19 protein-coding genes are annotated in these 21936 nt (G+C 71.8%); 6 read left to right on the top strand and 13 right to left on the bottom strand.

The genetic code is table 11. The features are described from left to right. Positions 1-144 precede the first annotated feature (144 nt). Together DEJ14_RS04330 and uxaC are read left to right on the top strand one after the other, a co-directional pair. Positions 145-1143: a LacI family DNA-binding transcriptional regulator gene (locus DEJ14_RS04330; protein WP_111084911.1), complete on the top strand. Its 999-nt coding sequence runs from the start codon at positions 145-147 to the stop codon at positions 1141-1143. Between the two features lie 75 nt (positions 1144-1218). After that, positions 1219-2652 carry a glucuronate isomerase gene (uxaC, locus tag DEJ14_RS04325; RefSeq protein ID WP_111084840.1) on the top strand — a complete coding sequence of 478 codons (1434 nt, stop codon included), beginning with the start codon at positions 1219-1221 and terminating at the stop codon, positions 2650-2652. Here the strand turns inward: uxaC and DEJ14_RS04320 are convergent. Beyond that, a complete protein-coding gene (locus tag DEJ14_RS04320) occupies positions 2642-3445 on the bottom strand; it encodes a sugar phosphate isomerase/epimerase family protein (RefSeq protein ID WP_181437472.1) in 804 nt (267 codons plus the stop codon). The genes uxaC and DEJ14_RS04320 overlap by 11 nt on opposite strands. 77 nt (positions 3446-3522) lie before the next feature. Between DEJ14_RS04320 and DEJ14_RS04315 the strand changes: the two genes are divergently transcribed. Beyond that, a complete protein-coding gene (locus tag DEJ14_RS04315) occupies positions 3523-4119 on the top strand; it encodes a class I SAM-dependent methyltransferase (protein WP_111084842.1) in 597 nt (198 codons plus the stop codon). Positions 4120-4125: 6 nt separating this feature from the next. Here the strand turns inward: DEJ14_RS04315 and DEJ14_RS04310 are convergent, their stop codons facing one another. Then, positions 4126-4665, bottom strand: coding sequence for a gluconokinase (locus DEJ14_RS04310; RefSeq protein WP_111084843.1), 540 nt, complete (start codon positions 4663-4665; stop codon positions 4126-4128). A 109-nt stretch (positions 4666-4774) separates the two neighbouring features. On the opposite strand from DEJ14_RS04310, the gene gnd reads away from it, so the two are divergent. Then, positions 4775-6232, top strand: coding sequence for an NADP-dependent phosphogluconate dehydrogenase (gene gnd, locus DEJ14_RS04305; protein ID WP_111084844.1), 1458 nt, complete (start codon positions 4775-4777; stop codon positions 6230-6232). Between the two features lie 96 nt (positions 6233-6328). Here the strand turns inward: gnd and DEJ14_RS04300 are convergent, their stop codons facing one another. Beyond that, the gene (locus DEJ14_RS04300) at positions 6329-6973 is read right to left on the bottom strand and encodes a hypothetical protein (RefSeq protein WP_111084845.1); all 645 of its coding nucleotides are present in this window, start codon (positions 6971-6973) and stop codon (positions 6329-6331) included. A 170-nt stretch (positions 6974-7143) separates the two neighbouring features. Between DEJ14_RS04300 and DEJ14_RS04295 the strand changes: the two genes are divergently transcribed. Beyond that, a complete protein-coding gene (locus DEJ14_RS04295) occupies positions 7144-8769 on the top strand; it encodes a molybdopterin-dependent oxidoreductase (RefSeq protein ID WP_111084846.1) in 1626 nt (541 codons plus the stop codon). Positions 8770-8969: 200 nt separating this feature from the next. Here the strand turns inward: DEJ14_RS04295 and DEJ14_RS04290 are convergent, their stop codons facing one another. The 10 genes from DEJ14_RS04290 to DEJ14_RS04245 all read right to left on the bottom strand — a co-directional run bounded on the left by DEJ14_RS04290 (position 8970) and on the right by DEJ14_RS04245 (position 20646). Beyond that, the gene (locus tag DEJ14_RS04290) at positions 8970-9749 is read right to left on the bottom strand and encodes a putative protein N(5)-glutamine methyltransferase (protein WP_258373223.1); all 780 of its coding nucleotides are present in this window, start codon (positions 9747-9749) and stop codon (positions 8970-8972) included. Positions 9750-9823: 74 nt separating this feature from the next. Next, a complete protein-coding gene (locus tag DEJ14_RS04285) occupies positions 9824-10801 on the bottom strand; it encodes a ribose-phosphate diphosphokinase (protein ID WP_111084848.1) in 978 nt (325 codons plus the stop codon). A gap of 61 nt (positions 10802-10862) precedes the next feature. Beyond that, positions 10863-12290 (bottom strand): bifunctional UDP-N-acetylglucosamine diphosphorylase/glucosamine-1-phosphate N-acetyltransferase GlmU, encoded by a 1428-nt coding sequence (gene glmU, locus DEJ14_RS04280; protein ID WP_111084849.1) that lies wholly within the window; start codon positions 12288-12290, stop codon positions 10863-10865. Positions 12291-12471: 181 nt separating this feature from the next. Beyond that, the gene (locus DEJ14_RS04275; RefSeq protein WP_111084850.1) at positions 12472-13854 is read right to left on the bottom strand and encodes an MFS transporter; all 1383 of its coding nucleotides are present in this window, start codon (positions 13852-13854) and stop codon (positions 12472-12474) included. Between the two features lie 205 nt (positions 13855-14059). Next, positions 14060-15097 (bottom strand): NAD(P)-dependent alcohol dehydrogenase, encoded by a 1038-nt coding sequence (locus DEJ14_RS04270; protein WP_111084851.1) that lies wholly within the window; start codon positions 15095-15097, stop codon positions 14060-14062. Further along, the gene (locus DEJ14_RS04265; RefSeq protein WP_111084852.1) at positions 15094-16383 is read right to left on the bottom strand and encodes an ROK family transcriptional regulator; all 1290 of its coding nucleotides are present in this window, start codon (positions 16381-16383) and stop codon (positions 15094-15096) included. The genes DEJ14_RS04270 and DEJ14_RS04265 overlap by 4 nt, the downstream gene beginning before the upstream one ends. Before the next feature lie 139 nt (positions 16384-16522). Next, the gene (locus tag DEJ14_RS04260; RefSeq protein WP_111084853.1) at positions 16523-17575 is read right to left on the bottom strand and encodes a sugar phosphate isomerase/epimerase family protein; all 1053 of its coding nucleotides are present in this window, start codon (positions 17573-17575) and stop codon (positions 16523-16525) included. An 88-nt stretch (positions 17576-17663) separates the two neighbouring features. Beyond that, positions 17664-18764, bottom strand: a complete 1101-nt coding sequence (locus DEJ14_RS04255) for a Gfo/Idh/MocA family protein (protein ID WP_111084912.1) — start codon at positions 18762-18764, stop codon at positions 17664-17666. After that, positions 18761-19468 (bottom strand): ThuA domain-containing protein, encoded by a 708-nt coding sequence (locus tag DEJ14_RS04250; protein WP_111084854.1) that lies wholly within the window; start codon positions 19466-19468, stop codon positions 18761-18763. Before DEJ14_RS04250 ends, DEJ14_RS04255 begins: the two co-directional genes overlap by 4 nt. Beyond that, positions 19465-20646, bottom strand: coding sequence for a Gfo/Idh/MocA family protein (locus DEJ14_RS04245; RefSeq protein ID WP_111084855.1), 1182 nt, complete (start codon positions 20644-20646; stop codon positions 19465-19467). Before DEJ14_RS04245 ends, DEJ14_RS04250 begins: the two co-directional genes overlap by 4 nt. Positions 20647-20743: 97 nt before the next feature. Between DEJ14_RS04245 and xylA the strand changes: the two genes are divergently transcribed. Next, positions 20744-21934, top strand: coding sequence for a xylose isomerase (gene xylA / locus DEJ14_RS04240; protein WP_111084913.1), 1191 nt, complete (start codon positions 20744-20746; stop codon positions 21932-21934). The last annotated feature ends 2 nt before the right edge of the window (positions 21935-21936 follow it).

The raw sequence follows: 21936 nt of genomic DNA, 5'->3' as shown, positions 1-21936 counted from the left end.
CCGGCAACCGGTTGCCACTTGTTGCCAGACGCGAATACGTTCGGCCTCGTGAGCGACACAGACATCGACGTCTCCGGCGCCGGCAGCGGCTTCGGCACCGACGCCGACACGAGCGCCGGCACCGGCTTCAGCGCCGCCCGACGTGTGACCATCCGGGACATCGCCGACGCGACCGGCGTGGCCCCGTCGACCGTGTCCCGCGCACTCTCGCTGCCCGACCGCGTGAACCACACCACGCAGGAGCGCATCCAACGAGCGGCCCGCGAACTCGGCTACGTCGCCAACTCGCAGGCACGCGCCCTGACGTCCGGCCGCACCCGGGCCGTCGCCGTGCTCGTCTCCGACATCACGAACCCGTTCTACTTCGACGTCATCCGTGGCACGCAGCACCAGCTCGCCGGCGCCGGGTGGACGCAGTTGCTCGTCGACACCGAGGAGTCCGCCGACGCCGAACTCGCCACCCTGAGCTCGATCGGCGCGAAAGCCGACGGCGTCGTCCTCACCGCCTCACGCCTGTCCGACGCCCAGATCGCCCGGTTCGCCGAGCGGATCCCCCTGGTCGTCGTCAACCGTCGCCCCGCCGGGGTGCCCTCGGTGCTCATCGACACCCCCGGCGGCGTCGAGCAGGCCGTGCAGCACCTCGTCTCCCTGGGCCACCGCGACGTGCTCTACGTCGCCGGTCCGGACAGCTCGTGGTCGAACGAACGCCGGTGGAAGGCGCTCGTGCGCGTCGCGAAGCGCCTCGGGGTCCGCGTCGCCCGCATCGGGCCGCACGCGCCCTTCGTCGACTCCGGAGCCGCAGCCGCCGACGCCGCCGTGCACGCCGGGGCCACCGCCTGCATCGCCTTCAACGACCTGATCGCGATCGGCATGCTCGCACGGCTGCGGGAACGGGGCGTCCGCGTCCCCGAGGACATGAGCATCGTCGGCTGCGACGACATCTTCGGTGCCGACTTCTGCAACCCGCCGCTCACCACCATGACCTCGCCGATCGAACGCGCCGGCCGGGTCGCGATCCGGATGCTGCTCGGCCGGCTCGGTGCGATCCCCGCCGACGAGCTGCCCGGTGAGCACATGACCGGCGCCGTCGCACTGCCCACCCACCTGACCGTCCGGGAGTCGACGGGTCCCGCGCCCGCCTGACACTCGCGCACGCCCGCTGCACCCGCCGGCCCCCGCCGCGCCCCGCCGTCCGTACCGTTCTCGAAGGAGTCGATGATGACCCAGACCAGCACCGCCACCCGTCTCGCGCCGCACCCCGACCGGCTGCTGCCCGCCGACCCCGGTGCGCGTCAGGTGGCGCGGACCGTCTACGACGCGGTCAAGGACGCACCGATCATCTCCCCGCACGGACACGTCGACGCGGCGCTCATCGCCGCCGACCAGCCGTTCAGCGATCCCGCGTCGCTGCTCATCACGCCCGACCACTACGTGCTCCGGTTGCTGCACGCGAACGGGGTGGACCTGGCCGCGCTGGGACGCGCCGACCTGTCGGGGACCAGCCCCGTGCCTCCCGGTCGCGCCATCTGGCGGAACCTGGCGGACCACTGGGACGACTTCCTCGGCACCCCCGTCCGCTACTGGTTCGAGACCGAGCTGCACGACGTCTTCGGACTGACGGAGCAGCCGTCGGCGGCGAACGCCGACGCCCAGTACGACCACATCGCCGGTCTGCTGGCTTCGCCCGCCTTCCGCCCGCGCGCGCTGTTCGACACCTTCGGCATCGAGGTCCTCGCCACCACCGACGGCCCCGCCGCCGACCTCGCCGCGCACGCGCAGCTCGCCGCCGACCCCACGTTCACCGGCCGGGTGGTCCCCACGTTCCGCGCGGACGCCGTGTTCGACCCGTCACGATCAGACTGGAGGCCCGTGGTCGCGTCCGTCGGCGAGGCCGCCGGCATCGACACGGGCACCCACGCAGGGCTGTTGGCAGCACTGCGCGCACGTCGCCAGTACTTCATCGAGCACGGCGCGACAGCCACGGACACCGGGGTGCTCGACGCCGGGTCCACGCCCCTGTCCGTCACCGACCGTGAGCGCATCCACGCAGCGGCGCTCCGCGGCGACGTCTCGACAGAGGACGCCACCGCGTACCGGCACGACATGCTCTACCGCTGGGCCGAGATGAGCGTCGAGGACGGCCTCGTCATGCAGCTGCACCCCGGCGTCATCCGGAACCACCACGCGCCGACGCTCGAACGCTTCGGCCCGGACACCGGCCACGACCTGCCCGCCGTCGGGTCCTTCACCACGCCGCTGCGGCCGCTCCTGGAGTCCTTCGGGACCGCGCCGGGCTTCCACCTCGTGCTGTTCACCGTCGACGAGACCGTCTTCTCGCGCGAGATCGGTCCGCTCGCCGGCTTCTACCCCGCCGTGTACGCCGGAGCGCCGTGGTGGTTCATCGACACCCCGGCGGCGATCGGCCGCTACCGCTCCGCGATCACCGACTCGGCGTCGTTCACGAAGACCTCCGGGTTCATCGACGACACCCGGGCGTACTGCTCCATCCCCGCGCGGCACGACATGGCGCGGCGAGCGGACGCGGCGTACCTGGCGTCGCTCGTCGTCACGCACGAGATCTCGGAGGAGGACGCCGTCCGCACCGCGCGGCGCATCGTGTCCGACATCCCGCGGGCGACGTTCAAGCTGTAGCAGTGCGGGCCTCGGCCGGGGCCGTGACGCTGCGGACGCGTTCCAGCGCGGAACGGATCTCGGCTTCGGCGGTCTCGGCGTCGAGCGCCCACCGGCACTCGAGCGAGACGGCGCCCCGGTACCCGCCGTCGTGCACGGCGGCGAGGAACTCCCGCCAGACGTCGTCGACCGCGCCGGGTGGCCGACGGTCCGGGTCGCTGAGGTGGACGTGCCCGATCCGGTCGCCGTGGCGCCGCAGGAGCTCGAAGGACTCGCCCTCGTTCCGGATGTGGAACAGGTCGGCGACGACGCCGACGCCGTCGAGGGCTGCTCCGTCGAGGAACGTCACCGTCGCATCGACGGTGTTCAGGACGTTCGTCTCCGCGCGGCTCAGCGGCTCCACCACGATGCGCAGGTCGTTCGCGGCGGCCACGTCACGCGCGGTCCGGACCACCTCGCCGAACCGGCGCAGGGCATCGTCGCCCGCCATGCCGTCGGGGGCGTTCCGAGCGGTCCCCGACCCGAAGACGATCGTCGCGCCCGGGTCCGCGACCGACCGCACGATCGGCAGGACCGACTCGAAGTACGACCGGACCGTCCCGAGCTCCGTGGTCAGCAGCGGGAGGTCGCCCGGCACCAGGATGGCGAAGGACGGGAACCGCTGGCCCGCGTAGACCTCGTTCCGCCGCCACCCCGTTCCGTCGCGGACCGCGAGGTTGCCGGCGATCGTCGGCTCCACGTGGTCGGCGCCCGCGCGGCGGACCACCTCGGTCAGTTCTGCCCCGGCCACGACGCCGAGTCCCTTGGACGACATGCGGTTCATGCAACTCGTCCGAGGTGCCGACGGCGACTGTTGCCGTTCGTTGCCACCGGCGCCGGTACGGTCGGACGATGGACCTCGACGTCAGTGCCGCGTACGGCGACCGTGCGGGCGAGTACGCGGAGCTCCTCGGATCGATGTCGGCCGTCCACGACGAGGACAGAACACAGGTCGAGGCCTGGGCGTCGGGATCCGGTACTCGCATCCTCGACGCAGGGTGCGGGCCGGGACACTGGGCCGCACACCTGGCGGATCGTGGACACGCGGTGATCGGCATCGACGCGGTCGCACCCTTCGTCGAGCACGCACGACGCGCGCACGACGGCGTCGACTTCCGCCTGGGCGCGATCGAGTCCACCGGTCTCGACGACGGCAGCGTCGACGGGGTGCTCGCCTGGTACTCCGTGATCCACCACGATCCGTCCTGCGTCGTCGAGGTCTTCGCCGAGTTCCGCAGGGTGCTCCGGCCGGGCGGCGGCCTGCTGGTCGGGTTCTTCGAGGGGCCCTCGATCGAGTCCTTCGACCACGCGGTCGTCACGGCGTACCGGTGGCCGACGAGCGCGCTGGCGGAGGTCCTCGACGACCACGGGTTCGACGTGGTGGACGTCCGCGTCCGGGTCGATCCGGGACGGCGGCCGCACGCTGCCATCCGCGCGACGCGGCGGTGAGGCGCCTCAACCGGAAGTGACCGACAGCGCCGCGAGGATCGTCGTCACCGTGCCGTCGACCGGCCCGTCGATGGAGACGTCGACGGCGGCTTCGTCGGCCTGCGGTCGTTCGAGCGTCGCGAACTGGGAGTCGAGCAGCGACGACGGCATGTACTCGTGGTGCCGGTGCGCCTGCCGCTCGGCGATGAGATCGTGCGAGCCGTCCAGGAACGCGATGACGAGGCCCGGCGCCGACTGCCGGAGCCGATCGCGGTAGACGCGCTTGAGGGCCGAGTTGGCCATCACGCAGCGGCTCCCGGACGCCTCGACGGCGGCGATCCGCGCGGCGCAGGCGTCGAGCCACGGCCAGCGGTCGTCGTCGGTGAGGGGGATGCCCTGCCGCATCTTCTCCTTGTTCGCGGCCGGGTGCAGGTCGTCGGCGTCGACGAACACGGTCGGTTGGCCCTGCTCGGCGAGGGCGTCGGCGAGCGCCTGCCCGATCGTGGACTTGCCGGAACCGGAGACGCCCATGACGAGGACGGGTGGGAGGACAGCGGTGTCGGTCATCCCTCCACAGTATTGACGGGGTGAACAGTGGTCCCCAGTTGCCGTAACACCCGTGCGGTCCCAGGGCGCCGACCGTAGGTTGGTGTCACGTCCGGACAAAGGAGACGACGTGGCAGACAGCACTGGTCAGGCGAACATCGGGGTCATCGGCCTCGCCGTCATGGGGTCGAACCTCGCACGCAACCTCGCGTCGCGTGCGGGCAACACGGTCGCGGTGTACAACCGCACCTACGCCCGCACCGAAGAACTCATCAAGGAGCACGGCGACGCCGGCTTCATCGCGTCCGAGGACATCGACGGCTTCGTCGCCTCGCTCTCGAAGCCGCGCACGGCGATCATCATGGTGCAGGCCGGCAAGGGCACCGACGCCGTGATCTCGCAGCTCGCCGAGAAGTTCGAGGAAGGCGACATCATCGTCGACGGCGGCAACGCCAACTTCCACGACACGATCCGGCGTGAGCACGACCTGCGCGAGAAGGGCCTCAACTTCGTCGGCACGGGCATCTCCGGTGGTGAAGAGGGCGCGCTCAAGGGTCCGTCGATCATGCCCGGCGGCTCGAAGGAAGCCTGGGAGACCCTCGGGCCGATCCTGAAGTCGATCGCGGCGGTCGCCGAGGGCGAGCCCTGCGTGACCCACATCGGCACCGACGGCGCCGGCCACTTCGTCAAGATGGTGCACAACGGCATCGAGTACGCCGACATGCAGCTCATCGCCGAGTCCTACGACCTGCTCCGCCGCGTCGGCGGGCTCTCCGTCGAGGACCTGGTCAAGGTGTTCCAGGAGTGGAACGGCGGCGACCTCGAGTCCTACCTGATCGAGATCACGGTCGAGGTCCTGAAGCAGCGCGACGCCGACTCCGGCAAGCCCCTCGTCGACGTCATCCGCGACGAAGCGGGTTCCAAGGGCACCGGCGTGTGGACCGTGCAGAACGCGGTCGGGCTCGGCATCCCGGTCTCCGGCATCGGCGAAGCGGTGTTCGCCCGCGCGGTGTCGTCGAAGCCGTCGCAGCGTGCCGCGGTGCAGAAGGCGTTCCCGGACCGACCCGGCATCGCCGAGGTCCTCGACGGCTTCGAGGACGACGTCCGCGCGGCGCTCTACGCCTCCAAGGTCGTCGCCTACGCGCAGGGCTTCGACCTGATCATCGCCGGGGCCAAGGAGTACGGCTGGGACATCAACCTCGGCAACGTGGCGAAGATCTGGCGGGGTGGCTGCATCATCCGCGCCCAGTTCCTCAACCGCATCGTCGAGGCGTACGACAAGAACCCGGAGCTCGAGTCGCTGCTCGTCGACCCGTACTTCGCGAACGCCGTGCAGGAAGGCGAAGCCGCCTGGCGCCGCATCGTCGGGATCGCCGCCGCGTCGGGGATCCCCGCACCGGGCTTCTCGTCGGCGCTGTCGTACTTCGACTCGCTCGCCTCCGACCGGCTGCCCGCCTCGCTCATCCAGGGGCAGCGCGACTTCTTCGGCGCGCACACCTACCAGCGCATCGACAAGGACGGCACCTTCCACACGCTGTGGTCCGACGACGACCGTCGCGAGGTCGAACAGGAACCGTCCACCCACTAGACCGCGGCACGACCGCACCCTCGAAGGGCCCTGCCGATCGGCGGGGCCCTTCCCACGTCCGACCGCTGTGCGCTCGGTCACGACGATGCGCTCGGTTCAGGCGACGATGCGCTCGCGCGCGAGGTCGGCGACGAGCCGGTCCAGCCGCTGCCCGCGGCCGAGCAGCCGACGGGAGCCGGGAGCCGTCCGCACGAAGAAGGTCGCGACCGCCGGGGTGTCGTCCGGCCGGACGTAGTGGATCGCGACCGCGCACGCCCGACGGGCATCGGCGCGGTCACCGTCGCCGTGGACGTCCTCGATCCCGACGTGCACCACCCGGCTCCACCGGACCACGAGCAACCGTGTGGCCTTGCGGTCGTCGAGTTCCCACAGGGAGGCCTCGGTCGCCCCGAACGCCCAGGTCACGCGGGCACCGAGGCTCACCTCCGGCCGGACCTCGGCGATCGCGTCGCGCAGTTCGGTCGTCGGAGCAGCCGGCACGAGCCAGACCGTGGGGTCGATGCGGCGGATGGCGAGCGCGAGGGCCTCGTCAGCGTGCCGGCGTCGCACCGCAGCGGCACGGAAGACCGCGACCACGATGACCGTGACGCCCAGCGCGATCGCACCGAACTCGACGATCCCGAACCAGGACAGGTCGACGTCGGGCGCCGTCGCGACGACGACGATCCGTGCGGTGAGGAGCGCCGCCCAGATGCCCACGATCACCCACCGCAACGTGGACAGGCGCTGTGCAGCCGACATCGGCGTGCGGTCGGATCGGCGGGCGCGGCCGGGGCGCGGAACTGGATCTGGACGCCTCGGCACACCCCGATCCTCGCACGGCCCGATCGGCAGGTGCTGGCCGGGGTCGGTGACCGCCCGGGGAACCGCACGCACAGCCGACGAGCGGCCGCGCGACCTACGCTCGGTCGGTGACCACCGAACGCAGCACGGACGTCCCGACGCCGGACGACCCATCGACGGACGAACGCCCGGCCGGAGCCCCGCTCCGCCGGCCCGCGGTCCTCGCTGCGGCCGTCGGTCTCGTGGCCGCCGCCGCCTTCCTCGGGATCGCCGAGTTCGGGGCGCTGCTCCTCGGTGGTGCCGGCAGCCCGTTGGTGGCCGTCGGGTCCGCCGTGATCGACCTCGCACCGGCCGGGGCCAAGAACCTGATGGTCGCCCTGTTCGGTACCGGCGACAAGGTCGCACTGTTCATGCTCATGACCGTCATCGTCGCCGCGATCAGCGCCGGGGCCGGGGTCCTCGAGCGCGCTCGGCCGCCCTTCGGGGCACTCGTCTTCGCCATCGGCGGCGTGCTCGCGCTCATCGCTGTGAGCACCCGTTCCGGCAGCGGCACGTTCGACGGCGCTCCCACCGTGTTCGGTGTGGCAGCCGCCGTGATCACCCTGCGGCTGCTGCTCCGCCGGCTCCGGCGCTGGGAGGCCGCAGCGGCCGTCCCGTCGGCGTCACCGCGACCTGCCTCGACCGAGCGCCGCGCGTTCCTGGTCTGGGGCGTCGGTACCGCAGCGGTCGCGGTCGTGGTGGGCACGGCCTCCCGGGTGGGGTCGTCCGCGATGCAGGCGGTCGCCGCTGCCCGACGAGCCGTGCGCCTGCCCGCGGCGGCGACGCCCGCACCGGCCGTACCGGGCGGCGCCTCGCTCGACGTCGACGGGATCACGCCGTACGTCACACCGAACGCCGACTTCTACCGGATCGACACCGCGCTGCGCGTCCCCTCGATCGACCCGGCCGACTGGAGCCTGCGCATCCACGGCGCCGTCGAGAACGAGGTCACGCTGACGTGGGACGAGCTGCTGGCCCTGCCGTTGGAAGAGCACATGGCCACCCTGAGCTGCGTGTCCAACGAGGTCGGCGGCGATCTGATCGGCAACGCGCTCTGGCTCGGGTACCCGATCCGGGAGCTGCTGGCCCGCGCGAAGCCGACCGGGGACGCCGACATGGTGCTGTCCCGCAGCATCGACGGGTTCACCGCCGGCACGCCGTTGGACGTCCTGCAGGACGAGGACACCGACGCGCTGCTCGCCATCGGCATGAACGGTGAACCGCTGCCGACCGAGCACGGGTTCCCGGCGCGGATGGTCGTGCCCGGGCTGTTCGGGTACGTGTCGGCGACGAAGTGGGTGACCGAGATGGAGGTCACGCGCTTCGCCGATGCGCAGGGCTACTGGACGCCGCGAGGATGGTCGGAACGCGGGCCCGTGAAGCTCGAGTCTCGCATCGACACCCCACGGAACGGGACGACCGTGACCGTCGGCGAGCAGGTCGCCATCGCCGGGGTCGCCTGGCAGCCGCACACCGGGGTGAAGGCCGTGCAGGTCCGGGTCGGCTCGGGTGCGTGGCAGCAGGCGGAACTCGCGGACTCGGTGTCGGCGGACACCTGGCGCCAGTGGGTGCTGCGCTGGACGCCGACCGCGGGGTCGCACCGGATCGAGGTCCGCGCGGTGAGCGCCGACGGCGAGGTGCAGACGAGCGTCGAGCGGCCGCCCGCGCCGAACGGGGCCTCGGGATGGGCGTCGGTGACGGTCGACGCGAAGTAGCGCGGGCGTCGGGGTCGGGTCGGGGCCGCGCGGCACGCCGTCTGCTGATCGCCGAGGTTCCGAGATCTCGGCATGTCGAGCGTTCGAACGGCCATCTGTGCGACCTCGGCGGAAGTGAGCGGCGTGTCGAGACCGGTCGGCGAACCAGACGCCGGCCGAACTCCCGCGGGTCGAGCCCGTGCGGGTCGAACTCGTGCGGGTCAGGCGGAGAGCGTCGCGACGACGCAGGTGCCGTCGACCTCGTCGTCCTGCTCGATCACGGCCGTGAACCCGGCGGCCAGGAATGCCGCGGCCGACGCATCTGCCTGCGCCACGGACACCTCGATCACGACCGAACCACCGGGGCGCAACCACTCCCCCGCTCCCGCCGCGATCCGCCGGTGCAGGTCGAGGCCGTCCGCCCCACCGTCGAGCGCGACGCGGTGCTCGTGTTCCCGCGCTTCGACCGGCATCATCGCGATCGACGCCGTCGGGACGTAGGGGGCGTTCACCGCGATGACGTCGACGGCACCGCGGAACCGGTCCGGCAGCGGCGCGAACAGGTCGCCGGCGACGACGATCCCGCGGTCGCCGATGTTCTCGGCCGCGACGTCGACGGCGTCCGGGTCGATGTCCGTGGCCACGAGGTCGAGCGCGCCGATCCGGCCGAACAACGCCACCGAGATCGCACCGGCACCGCAGCACAGGTCGACCACGCGGTCGTAGCGCTGCAACCGACGGGCAGCCTGCTCGACGACGACGGCCGTGCGGGCACGCGGGACGAACACGCCCGAGGTCACCCGGATGCGGTGTCCGTCGAAGGCGGCCCAGCCGAGGACGTACTCGAGCGGCTCACCGCCGAGGCGACGCTGGACCAGGGAACGCAGCCGGACGGGCTCGCCCGCGCCTGCTTCGAGGAGCAGGTCGGCTTCGTCCTCGGCGAAGACGCTCCCCGCGGCCCGGAGCCGGGCCGCGAGGGCGTCCCGCGCGGGATGGGTCACCAACGTTCCGCAGACACGTCACGTCGACGAGACGGTGAGGCGCCGTCGGCTGTGCCCATGGTTCGACGGCTCCGCTACGCTGCGCCGTCGAACATCGACGTGACGGAACCGTCGTCGAAGACCTCGTGGATGGCGCGGGCCAGGAGCGGGGCGATCGGCAGGATCTCGAGACGGTCCCAGCGCTTCTCGACGGGCACCGGCAGGGTGTCGGTGACGACGACACGGTCGATGAACTCGCTCTGCAGCAGCTCGGTGGCCGGGTCGGAGAACACGGCGTGGGTCGCGGCGACGACGACGCCGATCGCGCCGGCCTCCTTCAGCGCCTCGGCGGCCTTGGCGATCGTGCGCCCGGTGTCGATCAGGTCGTCGACGAGCAGGCACCAGCGGCCGGAGACGTCGCCGACGATCTCGTGGACCGTGACCTGGTTCGGGACCAGCGGGTCGCGACGCTTGTGGATGATGGCGAGGGGCGCGCCGAGCTTCTCGGACCAGATGTCGGCGACGCGGACGCGGCCCATGTCGGGCGACACGACCGTCAGCATCGACGGGTCGAGGATCTCGCGGAAGTGCTCGAGCAGCACCGGCATGGCGAAGAGGTGGTCGACCGGGCCGTCGAAGAAGCCCTGGATCTGGGCGGCGTGCAGGTCGACGCTCATGATGCGGTGCGCGCCCGCGGCCTTGAACAGGTCGGCGACCAGGCGGGCCGAGATCGGCTCGCGGCCGCGGCCCTTCTTGTCCTGACGGGCGTACGGGTAGAACGGCGCGACGACGGTGATGCGCTTGGCCGAGGCCCGCTTCAGCGCGTCGACGATGATGAGCTGCTCCATGAGCCACTCGTTGATCGGCGCCGTGTGCGACTGGATGACGAACGCGTCGCACCCGCGGACCGACTCGTCGAACCGGACGTAGAGCTCACCGTTCGCGAAGGTCCGGGCATCGGTGGGGACCAGGTCGACACCGAGTTCCTCTGCGATCTCGGCGGAGAGCGCCGGGTGTGCTCGCCCCGAGACGAGGACGAGTCGTTTCTGGCCGGTTGTCTTGATTCCGGACAAGTGCGGTGCTCACTCCCTGACCCGTGTGGGGTCGATGTCGACGACCGGTGGTCGCCAGGATCTATTCGCCGTTCGCGTGCCGAGCAGCCTCGGCCGCCGGTGTGCCGGGCCGGTGTTCCTCGACCCATCCGTCGGTGTTGCGCTGTGGGGCGTAGCTGATCGCGAGCGATCCGGCCGGGACGTCCTTGCGGACCGTCGTTCCGGCACCCGTGTACGCACCGTCACCAATCCTAACCGGGGCGACGAACACGTTGTGCGAGCCTGTACGAACGTGCGAGCCGACCTCGGTGCGGTGCTTGTGCACGCCGTCGTAGTTCGCGGTGATCGTGTTCGCACCGATGTTCGAGTCCTCGCCCACCTCGGCGTCGCCGATGTACGACAGGTGCGGGACCTTGCTGCCGCGCCCGATCTTCGCGTTCTTCGTCTCGACGAAGGTGCCGATCTTGCCCTGGTCGCCCAGGATCGTGCCCGGACGAAGGTACGCGAACGGCCCCACCGACGCGCCGTCACCGATGACCGCGAGGGTGGCGTCGACCCGGTTCACCGTCGCGCCGGCACCGACCTCGGTGTCGCGCAGCGTGGTGTCCGGCCCGACGACGGCACCGGCGGCGATGGCGGTCGCGCCGAGGAGCTGGGTACCCGGCAGGACCTCGGCATCCGGTTCGATCGAGACGTCGAGGTCGATCCAGGTGGTGGCCGGGTCCTGCACGGTGACACCGGCGAGCTGGTGCCGGCGGACGATGCGGGCGTTGAGCTGGCGGGCGGCGTCGGACAGCTGCGCGCGGTCGTTGATGCCGGCGACGAGCCACGGGTCCGTCAGGGTGACCACGTCGATGCGCCCGCCTCGCGCACTGATGAGCGCGGGGGCGTCGGTGATGTACTTCTCGCCCTGCGCGTTCGCCGTGGTGAGCGACGGCAGGACAGCCCGGAGGCGCGTCACGTCGAACGCGTAGATGCCCGCGTTCGACTCGGCGATGGCCAGCTGTTCGGCTGTCGCGTCCTTGTGCTCGACGACGCCGACGAACGCGCCGTCAGCATCCCGCACGATCCGTCCGAGGCCGGTCGGGTCCGGGGCGATCGCACTGACGAAGGTCGCACCGTTTCCCCCACCGGCGTGGGCGTCGACGAGCAGGCGGAGCGACGCCGCGTCGAGCAACGGGACGTCGCCGGAGAGCACCACGACGGCTCCGTCGAAGTCGGCGGGGAGCGCCTGGACCGCGACCTCGACCGCGCGGCCGGTGCCGGGGACGTCGTCCTGGTCGACGATGATGGCGTCGGGCGCACGCTCGGTGATCTCCGCTGCGACCAGGTCACGCTCGTGCCGCACGACCACGGCGACGTGCTCCGGCCCGAGGGACGACGCCGTCCGCAGGACGTGCGCGATGAGCGGCAGCCCGGCGAGCCGGTGCAGCACCTTGGGGGTGGACGACTTCATGCGCGTTCCCTGCCCGGCGGCGAGGACGACGACGGCGATGCGCTGGTCGGTCATGGGTCCATCCTGGCGCACCCGCGCTGCGGAGTCCGGTGGAACCGCGGCCCTGTGCAGAACCGTGCGCACAACCGCACCGGTGACGTTCCTTCCCATCAACCTCGGGACGGAAAGCGGGATCGGGCACACCTGGCCGGAACGAACGACCAGCTACGCCCGAAACGACCAGCTACACCCACACCTACGCACGCCCCACCCGCGGCTCGGGCTTCACGAACGCCATGAGCACCAGCCCCACGACGAGCACCACCACGATCCCGAGGATCCCGAAGCGCGTCGAGCCGCCGACCGTCACCGCGACACCGAACAGCGCCGGCGCCAGGAACGACGCCGCCCGGCCGGTGGTGGCGTAGAGGCCGAAGAGCTCGCCCTCGCGGCCGGGGGTCGCCAGCCGCGCCAGGTACGCCCGCGACGACGACTGCACGGGCCCGACGAACAGCGCCAGGGTCAGCCCCAGCACCCAGAACCACTCCGTCCGAGTTCCGACCGCCAGGACGCCGAGCCCGCAGGCAGCGAGTCCGATCAGCGACACCATGATGAGCGCGCGCGAGCCGAAGCGGTCGTCGAGCCGTCCGGACACGAAGGTGGCGACGCCGGCGACGACGTTCGCGGCGATGGCGAACAGGATGACCTGCGAGGCGCTGAACCCGAAGACCTGCGCCGCGATGATCCCGCCGAAGGTGAACACCGCGCCGACACCGTCGCGGAACACCGCGCTGGCGACCAGGAACGCGAGCACGTTCCGCCGCTCGCGCCAGAGCCGGGCGATGTCCCGGCCCAGGTCGCGGTACGCGCCGAACACACCGCCGGTGTGCGGGTGGTCGGGCGTGGCCTCGGGCACGACGATGAAGAGCGGGATCGAGCTGACCGCGAGCCACACGGCAGCGATGCCGATCGCGACGCGGACGTCCCACTGCCCGGTCGCGACGGTGGCCGGCAGCTGCAGCAGTCCGCCGACGGCGCCGTCGCCGCGGAAGTCCTGGATGCAGAGCACGAGCAGCAGCACGAGCAGCACGATCCCGCCGAAGTACCCGGCGGCCCACCCGATCGCGGACACCCGTCCGGTGCGCTCCCCCGACGCGACCTGCCCGATCATGGCGTTGTAGCCCACGCTCGCGATCTCGTACGCGACCGTGCCGATGCCGAGCAGCGCCGCTCCGAGCACCAGGTACGGCTGGCTCGGTGCGACGAAGACCATGCCGCCGATGGACAGCACGATGCCGATCGTGGCGATGAGCACGGACCGGCGGCGGTGTCCGGACGAGTCCGCCAGGCGCCCGATCGCGGGTGCCACGAGCGCGACGACGATGCCGGCGATCGTCAGGGCCGTGGAGACCACCGCGGCGTTGTGAGCGAGTTCACGTTCCACCAACGCCGTGCCCGCGGCGGAGGTGTCGGACACCTTCGCCGGGTCGACGAACGCCCGGCTGGCCAGGTACGTGCTGAACACGAACGTGGTGACGACGGCGTTGAACGCCGCGGACCCCCAGTCCCACAGCGCCCAGGACACGAGCGCGCGCCGGTCGGTGCGCTGCGGCACGACGGCGGCCGGTGAAGCGGTCATGCGCGAACCGTAGCGCGTCCCGGTGACGCACCGGTGGCCCCGTTCCGGGTCACGTGGCGGACTGGGCCCACGCCGCCGGTCCCGGACCGACGCGCCAGCGGCGGGTCGGCCGTGCCGGTGGGGGGAGGCCCGTGGCGGCCTGGCCACGGGCCTCCCGTCCGCCCTGTGCGGTGTCCAGGACCCGGCGCGCGTCGCGCACGTCGGCTCAGGCGGGGACGCCGCCGGGGTAGACGACCGACTTGAGGGACTCCGGGTCGGTGTCGCTCTCGAGTGCCTCGCGGACCTCGTCGAGACCGAACCGACCCGTCACGAGCGAGTCGAGGTCGATCTGTCCGGAGGCGACCAGGCCGATCGCGACGGGCCACGTGCCGGTGTAGCGGAAGATCCCGGTGACCGTGACCTCGAGGTTCTGGATGTGCTCGACGGGCAGGGTCATCTCGGAGTTGCCGAGCCCGACGAGCACCGCGGCGCCGGCCGGTCCGACGGCCTTGATGCCGTCGGACACGGCACGGGGAGCGCCGCTGGCGTCGATGAACGCGTCGACCGGGGCGATGTCCGAGGCGACGGACACCACGGTCGGGTCGACGACCTCGGTGGCGCCGTACCGCAACGCACGCTCCCGGCGCTCGGGGACCAGGTCGCTGATGACGATCCGGGTGGCGCCGAAGGCCCGCGCGGCCTGGGCGCAGATGATCCCGATCGGACCGGCACCGGCGATGAGCACCGAGGAGCCGGGGACGATGCCGGCCTTGCGGACCGCGGCGATCCCGACCGACAGTGGTTCGAGCAGGGCACCGGCCTCGAACGAGACGGAGTCGGGCAGCACGTGGGCGAACTCGGCCTCGATCGTGACGAACTCGGCGAAGGCGCCGTCGACCGGCGGGGTCGCGTAGAAGCGCATGTGCGGGCAGAGGTTGTAGCGACCGGCCAGGCACTGCGCGCACCGGTGGCACGGACGCTGCGGTTCCACGGCGACGCGCTCCCCCACACGGGCAGGGTCGACGCCTGCGCCGACGGCGGTGATCGTGCCGGACAGCTCGTGGCCGAGGACGAGGGGCTCCTCGACGACGAAGTCCCCGATGCGGCCGTGGCGGTAGTAGTGCACGTCGGAGCCGCACACCCCGACGGCGGCGACCCGGACGAGCACGTCGCCCGGTTCGACCTCGGGGACGGGGCGGTCCTCGACGGTCAGGTCCTGGGTCCCGAGCAGCACGCTGGTGCGCTGGCGCTGGATGGAGGTCATGGGGTTCTCGCTTCCTCGGCCGCGTCGTCGCGGTCGGACGTGTGGGTGGTGGAGCGGTCGGGCGTGTGGGTGGTCGTGGAGTCGGCTGGAGCGGGCCTCGGGACGAGTCGGGCCGCCGTCGGGTCGCGCAGCAGGTCGCGGAACCCGAGTTCGGCGGCGCCGCGGAGCAGGACGTCCCGCCCGAGGGCTGCCGGCACGACGCGCAGCCGGTCGGTCATCGCGGCCATCGTCTGCGCCCGGACGTCGTTCTCGACGCGGTCCCCGACGTGTCCGAGCAACGTGCTGAGGAACCCGCCGAGCACCACGACCTCGGGGTTGACGGTGTGGATCGCGTTGCGGAGCGCGGTGGCGAGCGCCGTCACCTGACGGTCGACCACCCGCTCGACCTCCGGCCGGTGCTCGGCGAGCGCTGCGGCGAGCGCGTCGAGGTCGTCGGGCGGTGTCCCGGTGACGTCGGTGAGCGCCGACCGCGACGCCTCGGTCTCGAGGCACCCGACGGCGCCGCAGTGGCACCGGATGCCGCTCGCCGCCACGAAGGTGTGGCCGAGTTCCCCCGCGTACCCGTCGGCGCCGCTGAAGGGCCGCCCGGCGCTGACGATCCCGCCGCCGATGCCGCTCGCGCCGCCGTTCAGGTACACGAGGGCGTCGACTCCGCGGGCGCTCCCGTACAGGCGTTCGGCCCAGGCGCCGAGGTTGGCGTCGTTCGCAGCCCGGACGGGTAGGCCGAGACGTTCAGCGAGCGGCACCGCGAGCGGTTCGTCGTGCCAGCCGAGGTGCGGGGCGTTGCGGACGGTGCCGTCCTCGACGCGCACGATGCCGGGGACGGCGACGCCGACGCCGACGATCCGTGCGCCTGGGGCTGTCGTTGCCCGCGCGGCGGTCCGGGTGCTCAGGACGCCGAAGATCCGTTCGACCGCGTCGATCGCCCGGTCTGCCGTCGGCACGGTGGCCTGCGGCTCGACGAGCCGGTCGCGCACGGTGCCGTCGAGGGCGACGAGGGTCACCCCGACCGCGTCGATCTCGATCGTGACGGCGGCGGCGAGCACGTCACCCGACGCCCGCACGACACCGCTCGGCCGTCCGACCCCGACGCCGGGGGCACCGGCGGACGGCATCTCCTCGAGCACGAGTCCGGCCTCGACGAGTTCGCCGACGAGCGCCAGTACCGTCGAGCGGTTCAGTCCGGTGCGCCGGGTGAGTTCGGCGCGGGTGACCGGGCCTTCCTCGTGCACCAGGCGGAGGACGCGCGCGGCATTGCCGGGTGTCGCGGTCGGTTGCCGGACCATGGGCCTCCTCGTTGGTTGGTCGATTGGTCGGTTGCGTCGGTGGGTGGGTGCCCGAGTCTCGCGCTGAGCGACAGTCCTCGCGCTCGCGGGCCCGCGAAGTGTCGCTCAGCCCGAGTCTCGGCCCCGGCTCAGCCCCGGCTCACGCCCGCGACCGCGAGAACGCGGCGTCGAACGAGGCCGACGGCGGCGCGATCGTGCCGAGCTGCCGGACGAACGCCAGCGCCTCGGGTCCTCCGACGAGTCGGTCCATGCCGGCGTCCTCCCACTCGACGCTGGTCGGTCCGGTGTACCCGATGTGGTTCAGCACGCGGAACACGCGCTCCCACGGCACGTCACCGTGTCCGGCGCTCACGAAGTCCCAGCCGCGGCGGGGGTCGCCCCACGGCAGGTGCGAGCCGAGCCGGCCGTTGCGCCCGTCGAGCTGCTTCACCGACTCCTTGCAGTGCACGTGGTACACCCGGTCGGCGAAGTCGAGCAGGAACGCAGCGGGGTCGAGGTCCTGCCAGACGAAGTGCGAGGGGTCGAAGTTGAACCCGAACGCCGGTCGGTCCGCGAAGAGCTCGAGCGTGCGCTCGGCGGTCCAGTAGTCGTAGGCGATCTCGGACGGGTGCACCTCGAGCGCGAAGCGGACCCCGACCTCCTCGAACACGTCGATGATCGGCGACCACCGGTCGTGGAAGTCCTGGTACCCGGCGTCGATCATGCTCGGCGGGACCGGCGGGAAGCCCGCGACGGTCTTCCAGATCGACGAGCCGGAGAACCCGGTGACGGTGTCGGCGCCGAGGGCCGCAGCGGCGCGTGCGGTCCACTGGAGTTCCTCGGCGGCACGCTGCCGGACGCCCTCGGGCTCGCCGTCGCCCCAGACGTGCGGCGACAGGATGTCCTCGTGCCGCTGGTCGATGGGGTCGTCGCACACGGCCTGGCCGACCAGGTGGTTCGCGATGGTCCAGACCTGCAGTCCGTTGCGTTCCAGGATCGCCTTCCGCTCGGCGACGTACGAGGGGTCCGTCGCGGCGCGCCGGACGTCCAGGTGGTCGCCCCAGCAGGCGATCTCGAGTCCGTCGTACCCCCAGTCGCCGGCGAGCCGGGCGACCTCCTCGAAGGGCAGGTCGGCCCACTGTCCGGTGAACAGCGTGACCGGCCGGGAGGCCCGCGTCGGCTCCGCCTGGTCGCTCGCGTCCGTCGTCGTCATCGTCGTCGTCCTTCCGTGCGGTGGTCGGGGTCCGTGCTGTGTTCGAGGTGCGTGCTGTGTTCGAGGCGCGTGCTGGGGTCGAGGTCCGTCACCACGACCCGGGTGCGGACCCGGCGGGGACGGCGGCGGGGCGGTCGACGCGCGAGTGCACGTCGACGACCGCGTGGTCGCGGGCCGCGGCGGAGACGGCCTCCATGACCTCGAGCACGTGGAACGCGAGATCGCCGGAGGCTCGGTGCGGACGGTCCGTGGCGATCGCGTGCGCCAGGTCGGCGAGCCCGTACCCGCGACCGGCGTCGGCGTACCCGGCGGAGACCGGCAGTTCGCGCCACTCGCGGTCGTCCGCCGTGGCGATCGACACCGGGTCCGAGAACCGGTTCGGGTCCGGCACACCGAGGGTGCCGGCCGTGCCGTACACCTCGAAGAGCGGTGCACGGGTCGCCCAGACCTCGAACGAGACGGTGACGGTCGAGACGACGCCGTTCTCGTGCTCGAGGATCGCGACCACGTGGGTGTCGATGTCGACCGGGATCGACGTGCCGGCGTTCGGTCCGGTCGCGATGGTCCGCTCGCGGGTGGAGCGGGTGGCACTGCCGCTCACCCGGACGACCGGTCCGAAGAACGTGACGAGGCTGGTCAGGTAGTAGGGGCCCATGTCGAGCAGCGGGCCGCCACCGGGCTGGTAGTAGAACGCGGGTGCCGGGTGCCAGAGCTCGTGGCCGGGGGCGCTCCAGGCGACGGCCGCGCCGACCGGGGTGCCGATCAGGCCGTCGTCGAGGGCGGCCCGAGCGGTCTGGATGCCGGTGCCGAGCACGGTGTCCGGGGCGCTGCCGACCCGCAGGCCCGCGGTCCGGGCGGCCTCGAGCACCGGTTCGGCCTCGGCCGTGGACATCGCCAGGGGCTTCTCGCCGTAGACGTGCTTGCCCGCGGCGAGCGCCCGGGTCGCGACGTCGGCGTGAGCGGCGGGGATCGTCAGGTTGAGCACCACGTCGACGTCATCGGCCGCGAGCAGCTTGTCGACGCTCGTGCCACGCACGCCCTGTGCGGCGCCGACCGCCTGCGCCCGGTCGACGTCGAGGTCGGCGACCGCGACGAGCGACAGGCCGGGCAGGGCCGGGAAGTGCTCGAAGTACTGCTGGCTGATCACGCCGACGCCCACCACCCCGACGCGGAGGACGGGTTCGTTCATCGTGCTGCCCACAGGAGGCCCCTCTCGATGATGGTGCGGAGTGGCTGCGACTCGACGACCTCGAGGCGGTGCCCGGGCGCGGAGACGAACACGCGGCCCGCACCCCACTGTCGCGTCCAGATCGCCGGTGCGGTGACCGGACGGTTCCAGGCGTCGAAGTCGCGCGCTTCCTGCGTGGTGGTCGCGAGGACGTCGTTGTACTCGTCGGACAGCACCCAGTACTGCTCGGTGACGAGGTCGAAGTCCTCGATGCCCTGCGTGATCGGGTGCGATCGTCCGAGGTCGGTGAGGTGCACCGTGTACGGGATGTAGTTGTCGGACTGCTCCCCGACGCGCTCGTCGGGGCGCTTGCCGGCGTGGTGGGCGAACTGGCCGCCGACCATGTGCAGGTAGTCGGCGGTGTTCCGGAAGGCGTCCGCGATCCCGCCGTGCCAGCCGGCCAGTCCGGCGCCGTCCAGGACCGCACGCTGCAGCCCGGCGAACTCGTCGTCGGCGATGGTCGACATGGTGACGACCTGCACGATCAGGTCGACCTCGGCCATGACGGACTCGTCGGCGTAGACGGCCGTCGAGTCCGACACCCGGACCGCGAACCCGTTGTCGCCCAGGAACGGGACGAACAGGTCGGTGGTCTCGACGGGCTGGTGGCCGTCCCAACCCCCGCGGACGACGAGCGCCTGGCGTGTTCCGTCGGCGGCGGTCACGAGGTCACCGTCCAGCTGCTGCCGTCGGCGGCGCTGCGTTCGACGGCGTCGAGCACCCGCTGCACGTGCAGGCCGTCCTCGAACGAGGGCGACGGGTCGGTGCCGGCCACGATCGCGTCGACGAAGTCCTTCACCTGGTGGCTGAAGGTGTGCTCGTACCCGATGAGGTGTCCGGTGGGCCACCACGCTGCCATGTAGGGGTGCTCGGGTTCGGTGACCAGGATGCGGCGGAAGCCCTGCTCCCCCGCGGGCGCCGACGACTCGTACAGCCGAAGTTCGTTCATGGACTCGAGGTCGAACTGGATCGCACCCTCGGACCCGCTGATCTCGAGCGTCAGGCCGTTCTTCCGGCCGGTGGCGTAGCGCGTGGCCTCGAACGTGCCGATCGCACCGTCGGCCGCACCGCCGCCGAGTCGGGCGGTGAAGAACGCGGCGTCGTCGACGGTGACCTGCCCACGCTCGCTCGACGCCGTGCCGGAGAGTCCGACGCCGTCGGCGAGCAGGGGGCGCTCGGTCACGAAGGTCTCGAGCAGACCCGACACCCGGGTGAGCTCGGCGCCGGTGACGTGCTCGACGAGGTCGATCGCGTGCGCGCCGATGTCGCCGAGCGCTCCGGAACCGGCGAGTTCCTTGTCGAGGCGCCAGGTCATCGGGCCGTCCTCGTCGGCGAGCCAGTCCTGCAGGTAGAGCGCGCGGACCTGGCGCACGGTGCCGATCCGGCCGTCCTGCACGAGCTGTCGGGCGAAGGCAATGGCCGGCACCCGGCGGTAGCTGAACCCGACCATGGCGCGGACCCCGCGCGCCCGGGCAGCTGCGGCAGCGGCGGTCATCGCCTCGGCCTGTTCGACGGTGTTGGCGAGCGGCTTCTCGCACAGGACGTGCTTGCCGGCCTCGAGCGCGGCGATCGCGATCTCGACGTGCGACGAACCGGGCGACACGATGTCGACGACGTCGATGTCCGGGTCGGCCACGACGGCGCGCCAGTCGGTCGACGCAGCCTGCCAGCCGTACTGCACGCGAGCGGCCTCGGTGCGTTCCGCGTCGCGCCCGACGATCACCGCCATCTCGGGCTCGACCCCGAGGTCGAAGAACCTGGGGGCGGTCCGCCATGCCTGTGAGTGCGCGGCTCCCATGAAGCCGTGCCCCACCATGGCGATCCGCAGTCGTTCCTGTGCCATCCGCTCGCTCCTTTGCGATCACGTCCTTGCCACAGCCAACACTACCGCTTATGTTGGGCGCGGCAACATTTTGTTTCGACGACGAACGGTGACCACCATGGCAACGACGCCCACCCGTGCAGACAAGTTCTCCTTCGGTCTCTGGACCATCGGCTACAACGGCTCCGACCCCTTCGGCGGGCCGACCCGCCCGGCCCTCGACGTGGTCGAGGCGGTCGAGAAGCTCGACGAGCTCGGCGCCTACGGCCTGACCTTCCACGACGACGACCTGTTCGCGTTCGGCTCGACCGACGCCGAACGGCAGACGCAGATCGACCGCCTCAAGGGTGCGCTCGACTCCACCGGCCTCATCGTGCCGATGGTGACGACGAACCTGTTCTCCGCACCCGTGTTCAAGGACGGCGGCTTCACCTCGAACGACCGGCAGGTCCGCCGCTTCGCGCTCCGCAAGGTGCTGCGCAACATCGACCTCGCCGCCGAGCTCGGTGCGTCGACGTTCGTGATGTGGGGCGGCCGCGAGGGCTCCGAGTACGACAGCGCGAAGGACGTGCAGGCCGCACTCGAGCGCTACCGCGAGGCCGTCAACCTGCTCGCCGACTACGTCACCGACAAGGGCTACGGCATCCGCTTCGCCATCGAGCCGAAGCCGAACGAGCCCCGCGGCGACATCCTGCTGCCGACCCTCGGCCACGCGATCGCCTTCACCGAGACCCTCGAGCGCCCCGAGCTGTTCGGCATCAACCCCGAGGTCGGCCACGAGCAGATGGCGGGCCTGAACTTCACGGCCGGCATCGCCCAGGCGCTCTACCAGGGCAAGCTCTTCCACATCGACCTCAACGGTCAGCGCGGCATCAAGTACGACCAGGACCTGGTGTTCGGCCACGGCGACCTGCAGAACGCGTTCTCGCTCGTCGACCTGCTCGAGCACGGTTCGCCGCAGGGCGGCCAGGCCTACGACGGTCCGCGCCACTTCGACTACAAGCCGAGCCGTACCGAGGACATCACGGGCGTCTGGGACTCGGCGGCCGCGAACATGCGCATGTACCTGCTCCTCAAGGAGCGCGCGCAGGCCTTCCGTGCCGACCCCGAGGTGCAGGCCGCGCTCGAGGCCTCGAAGGTCGGCGAGCTCAGCACGCCGACCCTGAACGACGGCGAGTCCTACGACGCCTTCCTGTCCGACCGCTCGGCCTACGAGGACTTCGACGCCGACGCGTACTTCGGCGGCAAGGGCTTCGGCTTCGTCCGACTGCAGCAGCTCGCCATCGAGCACCTGCTCGGCGCGCGCTGACA

Origin of the sequence: Curtobacterium sp. MCJR17_020 (assembly GCF_003234365.2) — a bacterium.
Lineage (GTDB): Bacteria > Actinomycetota > Actinomycetes > Actinomycetales > Microbacteriaceae > Curtobacterium.
Note: the sequence above shows the minus strand (reverse complement) of the source record. Positions and strands in the feature narration are given on the sequence as shown.

Bases quoted from the DNA above. Each gene is read 5' to 3' on its own strand.
- uxaC (WP_111084840.1), top strand. From the start codon at position 1,219: ATGACCCAGACCAGCACCGCCACCCGTCTCGCGCCGCACCCCGACCGG.
- DEJ14_RS04320 (WP_181437472.1), bottom strand. From the start codon at position 3,445: ATGTCGTCCAAGGGACTCGGCGTCGTGGCCGGGGCAGAACTGACCGAG.
- DEJ14_RS04315 (WP_111084842.1), top strand. From the start codon at position 3,523: ATGGACCTCGACGTCAGTGCCGCGTACGGCGACCGTGCGGGCGAGTAC.
- DEJ14_RS04310 (WP_111084843.1), bottom strand. From the start codon at position 4,665: ATGACCGACACCGCTGTCCTCCCACCCGTCCTCGTCATGGGCGTCTCC.
- DEJ14_RS04300 (WP_111084845.1), bottom strand. From the start codon at position 6,973: ATGTCGGCTGCACAGCGCCTGTCCACGTTGCGGTGGGTGATCGTGGGC.
- glmU (WP_111084849.1), bottom strand. From the start codon at position 12,290: ATGACCGACCAGCGCATCGCCGTCGTCGTCCTCGCCGCCGGGCAGGGA.
- DEJ14_RS04275 (WP_111084850.1), bottom strand. From the start codon at position 13,854: ATGACCGCTTCACCGGCCGCCGTCGTGCCGCAGCGCACCGACCGGCGC.
- DEJ14_RS04270 (WP_111084851.1), bottom strand. From the start codon at position 15,097: ATGACCTCCATCCAGCGCCAGCGCACCAGCGTGCTGCTCGGGACCCAG.
- DEJ14_RS04265 (WP_111084852.1), bottom strand. From the start codon at position 16,383: ATGGTCCGGCAACCGACCGCGACACCCGGCAATGCCGCGCGCGTCCTC.
- DEJ14_RS04260 (WP_111084853.1), bottom strand. From the start codon at position 17,575: ATGACGACGACGGACGCGAGCGACCAGGCGGAGCCGACGCGGGCCTCC.
- DEJ14_RS04255 (WP_111084912.1), bottom strand. From the start codon at position 18,764: ATGAACGAACCCGTCCTCCGCGTCGGGGTGGTGGGCGTCGGCGTGATC.
- DEJ14_RS04245 (WP_111084855.1), bottom strand. From the start codon at position 20,646: ATGGCACAGGAACGACTGCGGATCGCCATGGTGGGGCACGGCTTCATG.
- xylA (WP_111084913.1), top strand. From the start codon at position 20,744: ATGGCAACGACGCCCACCCGTGCAGACAAGTTCTCCTTCGGTCTCTGG.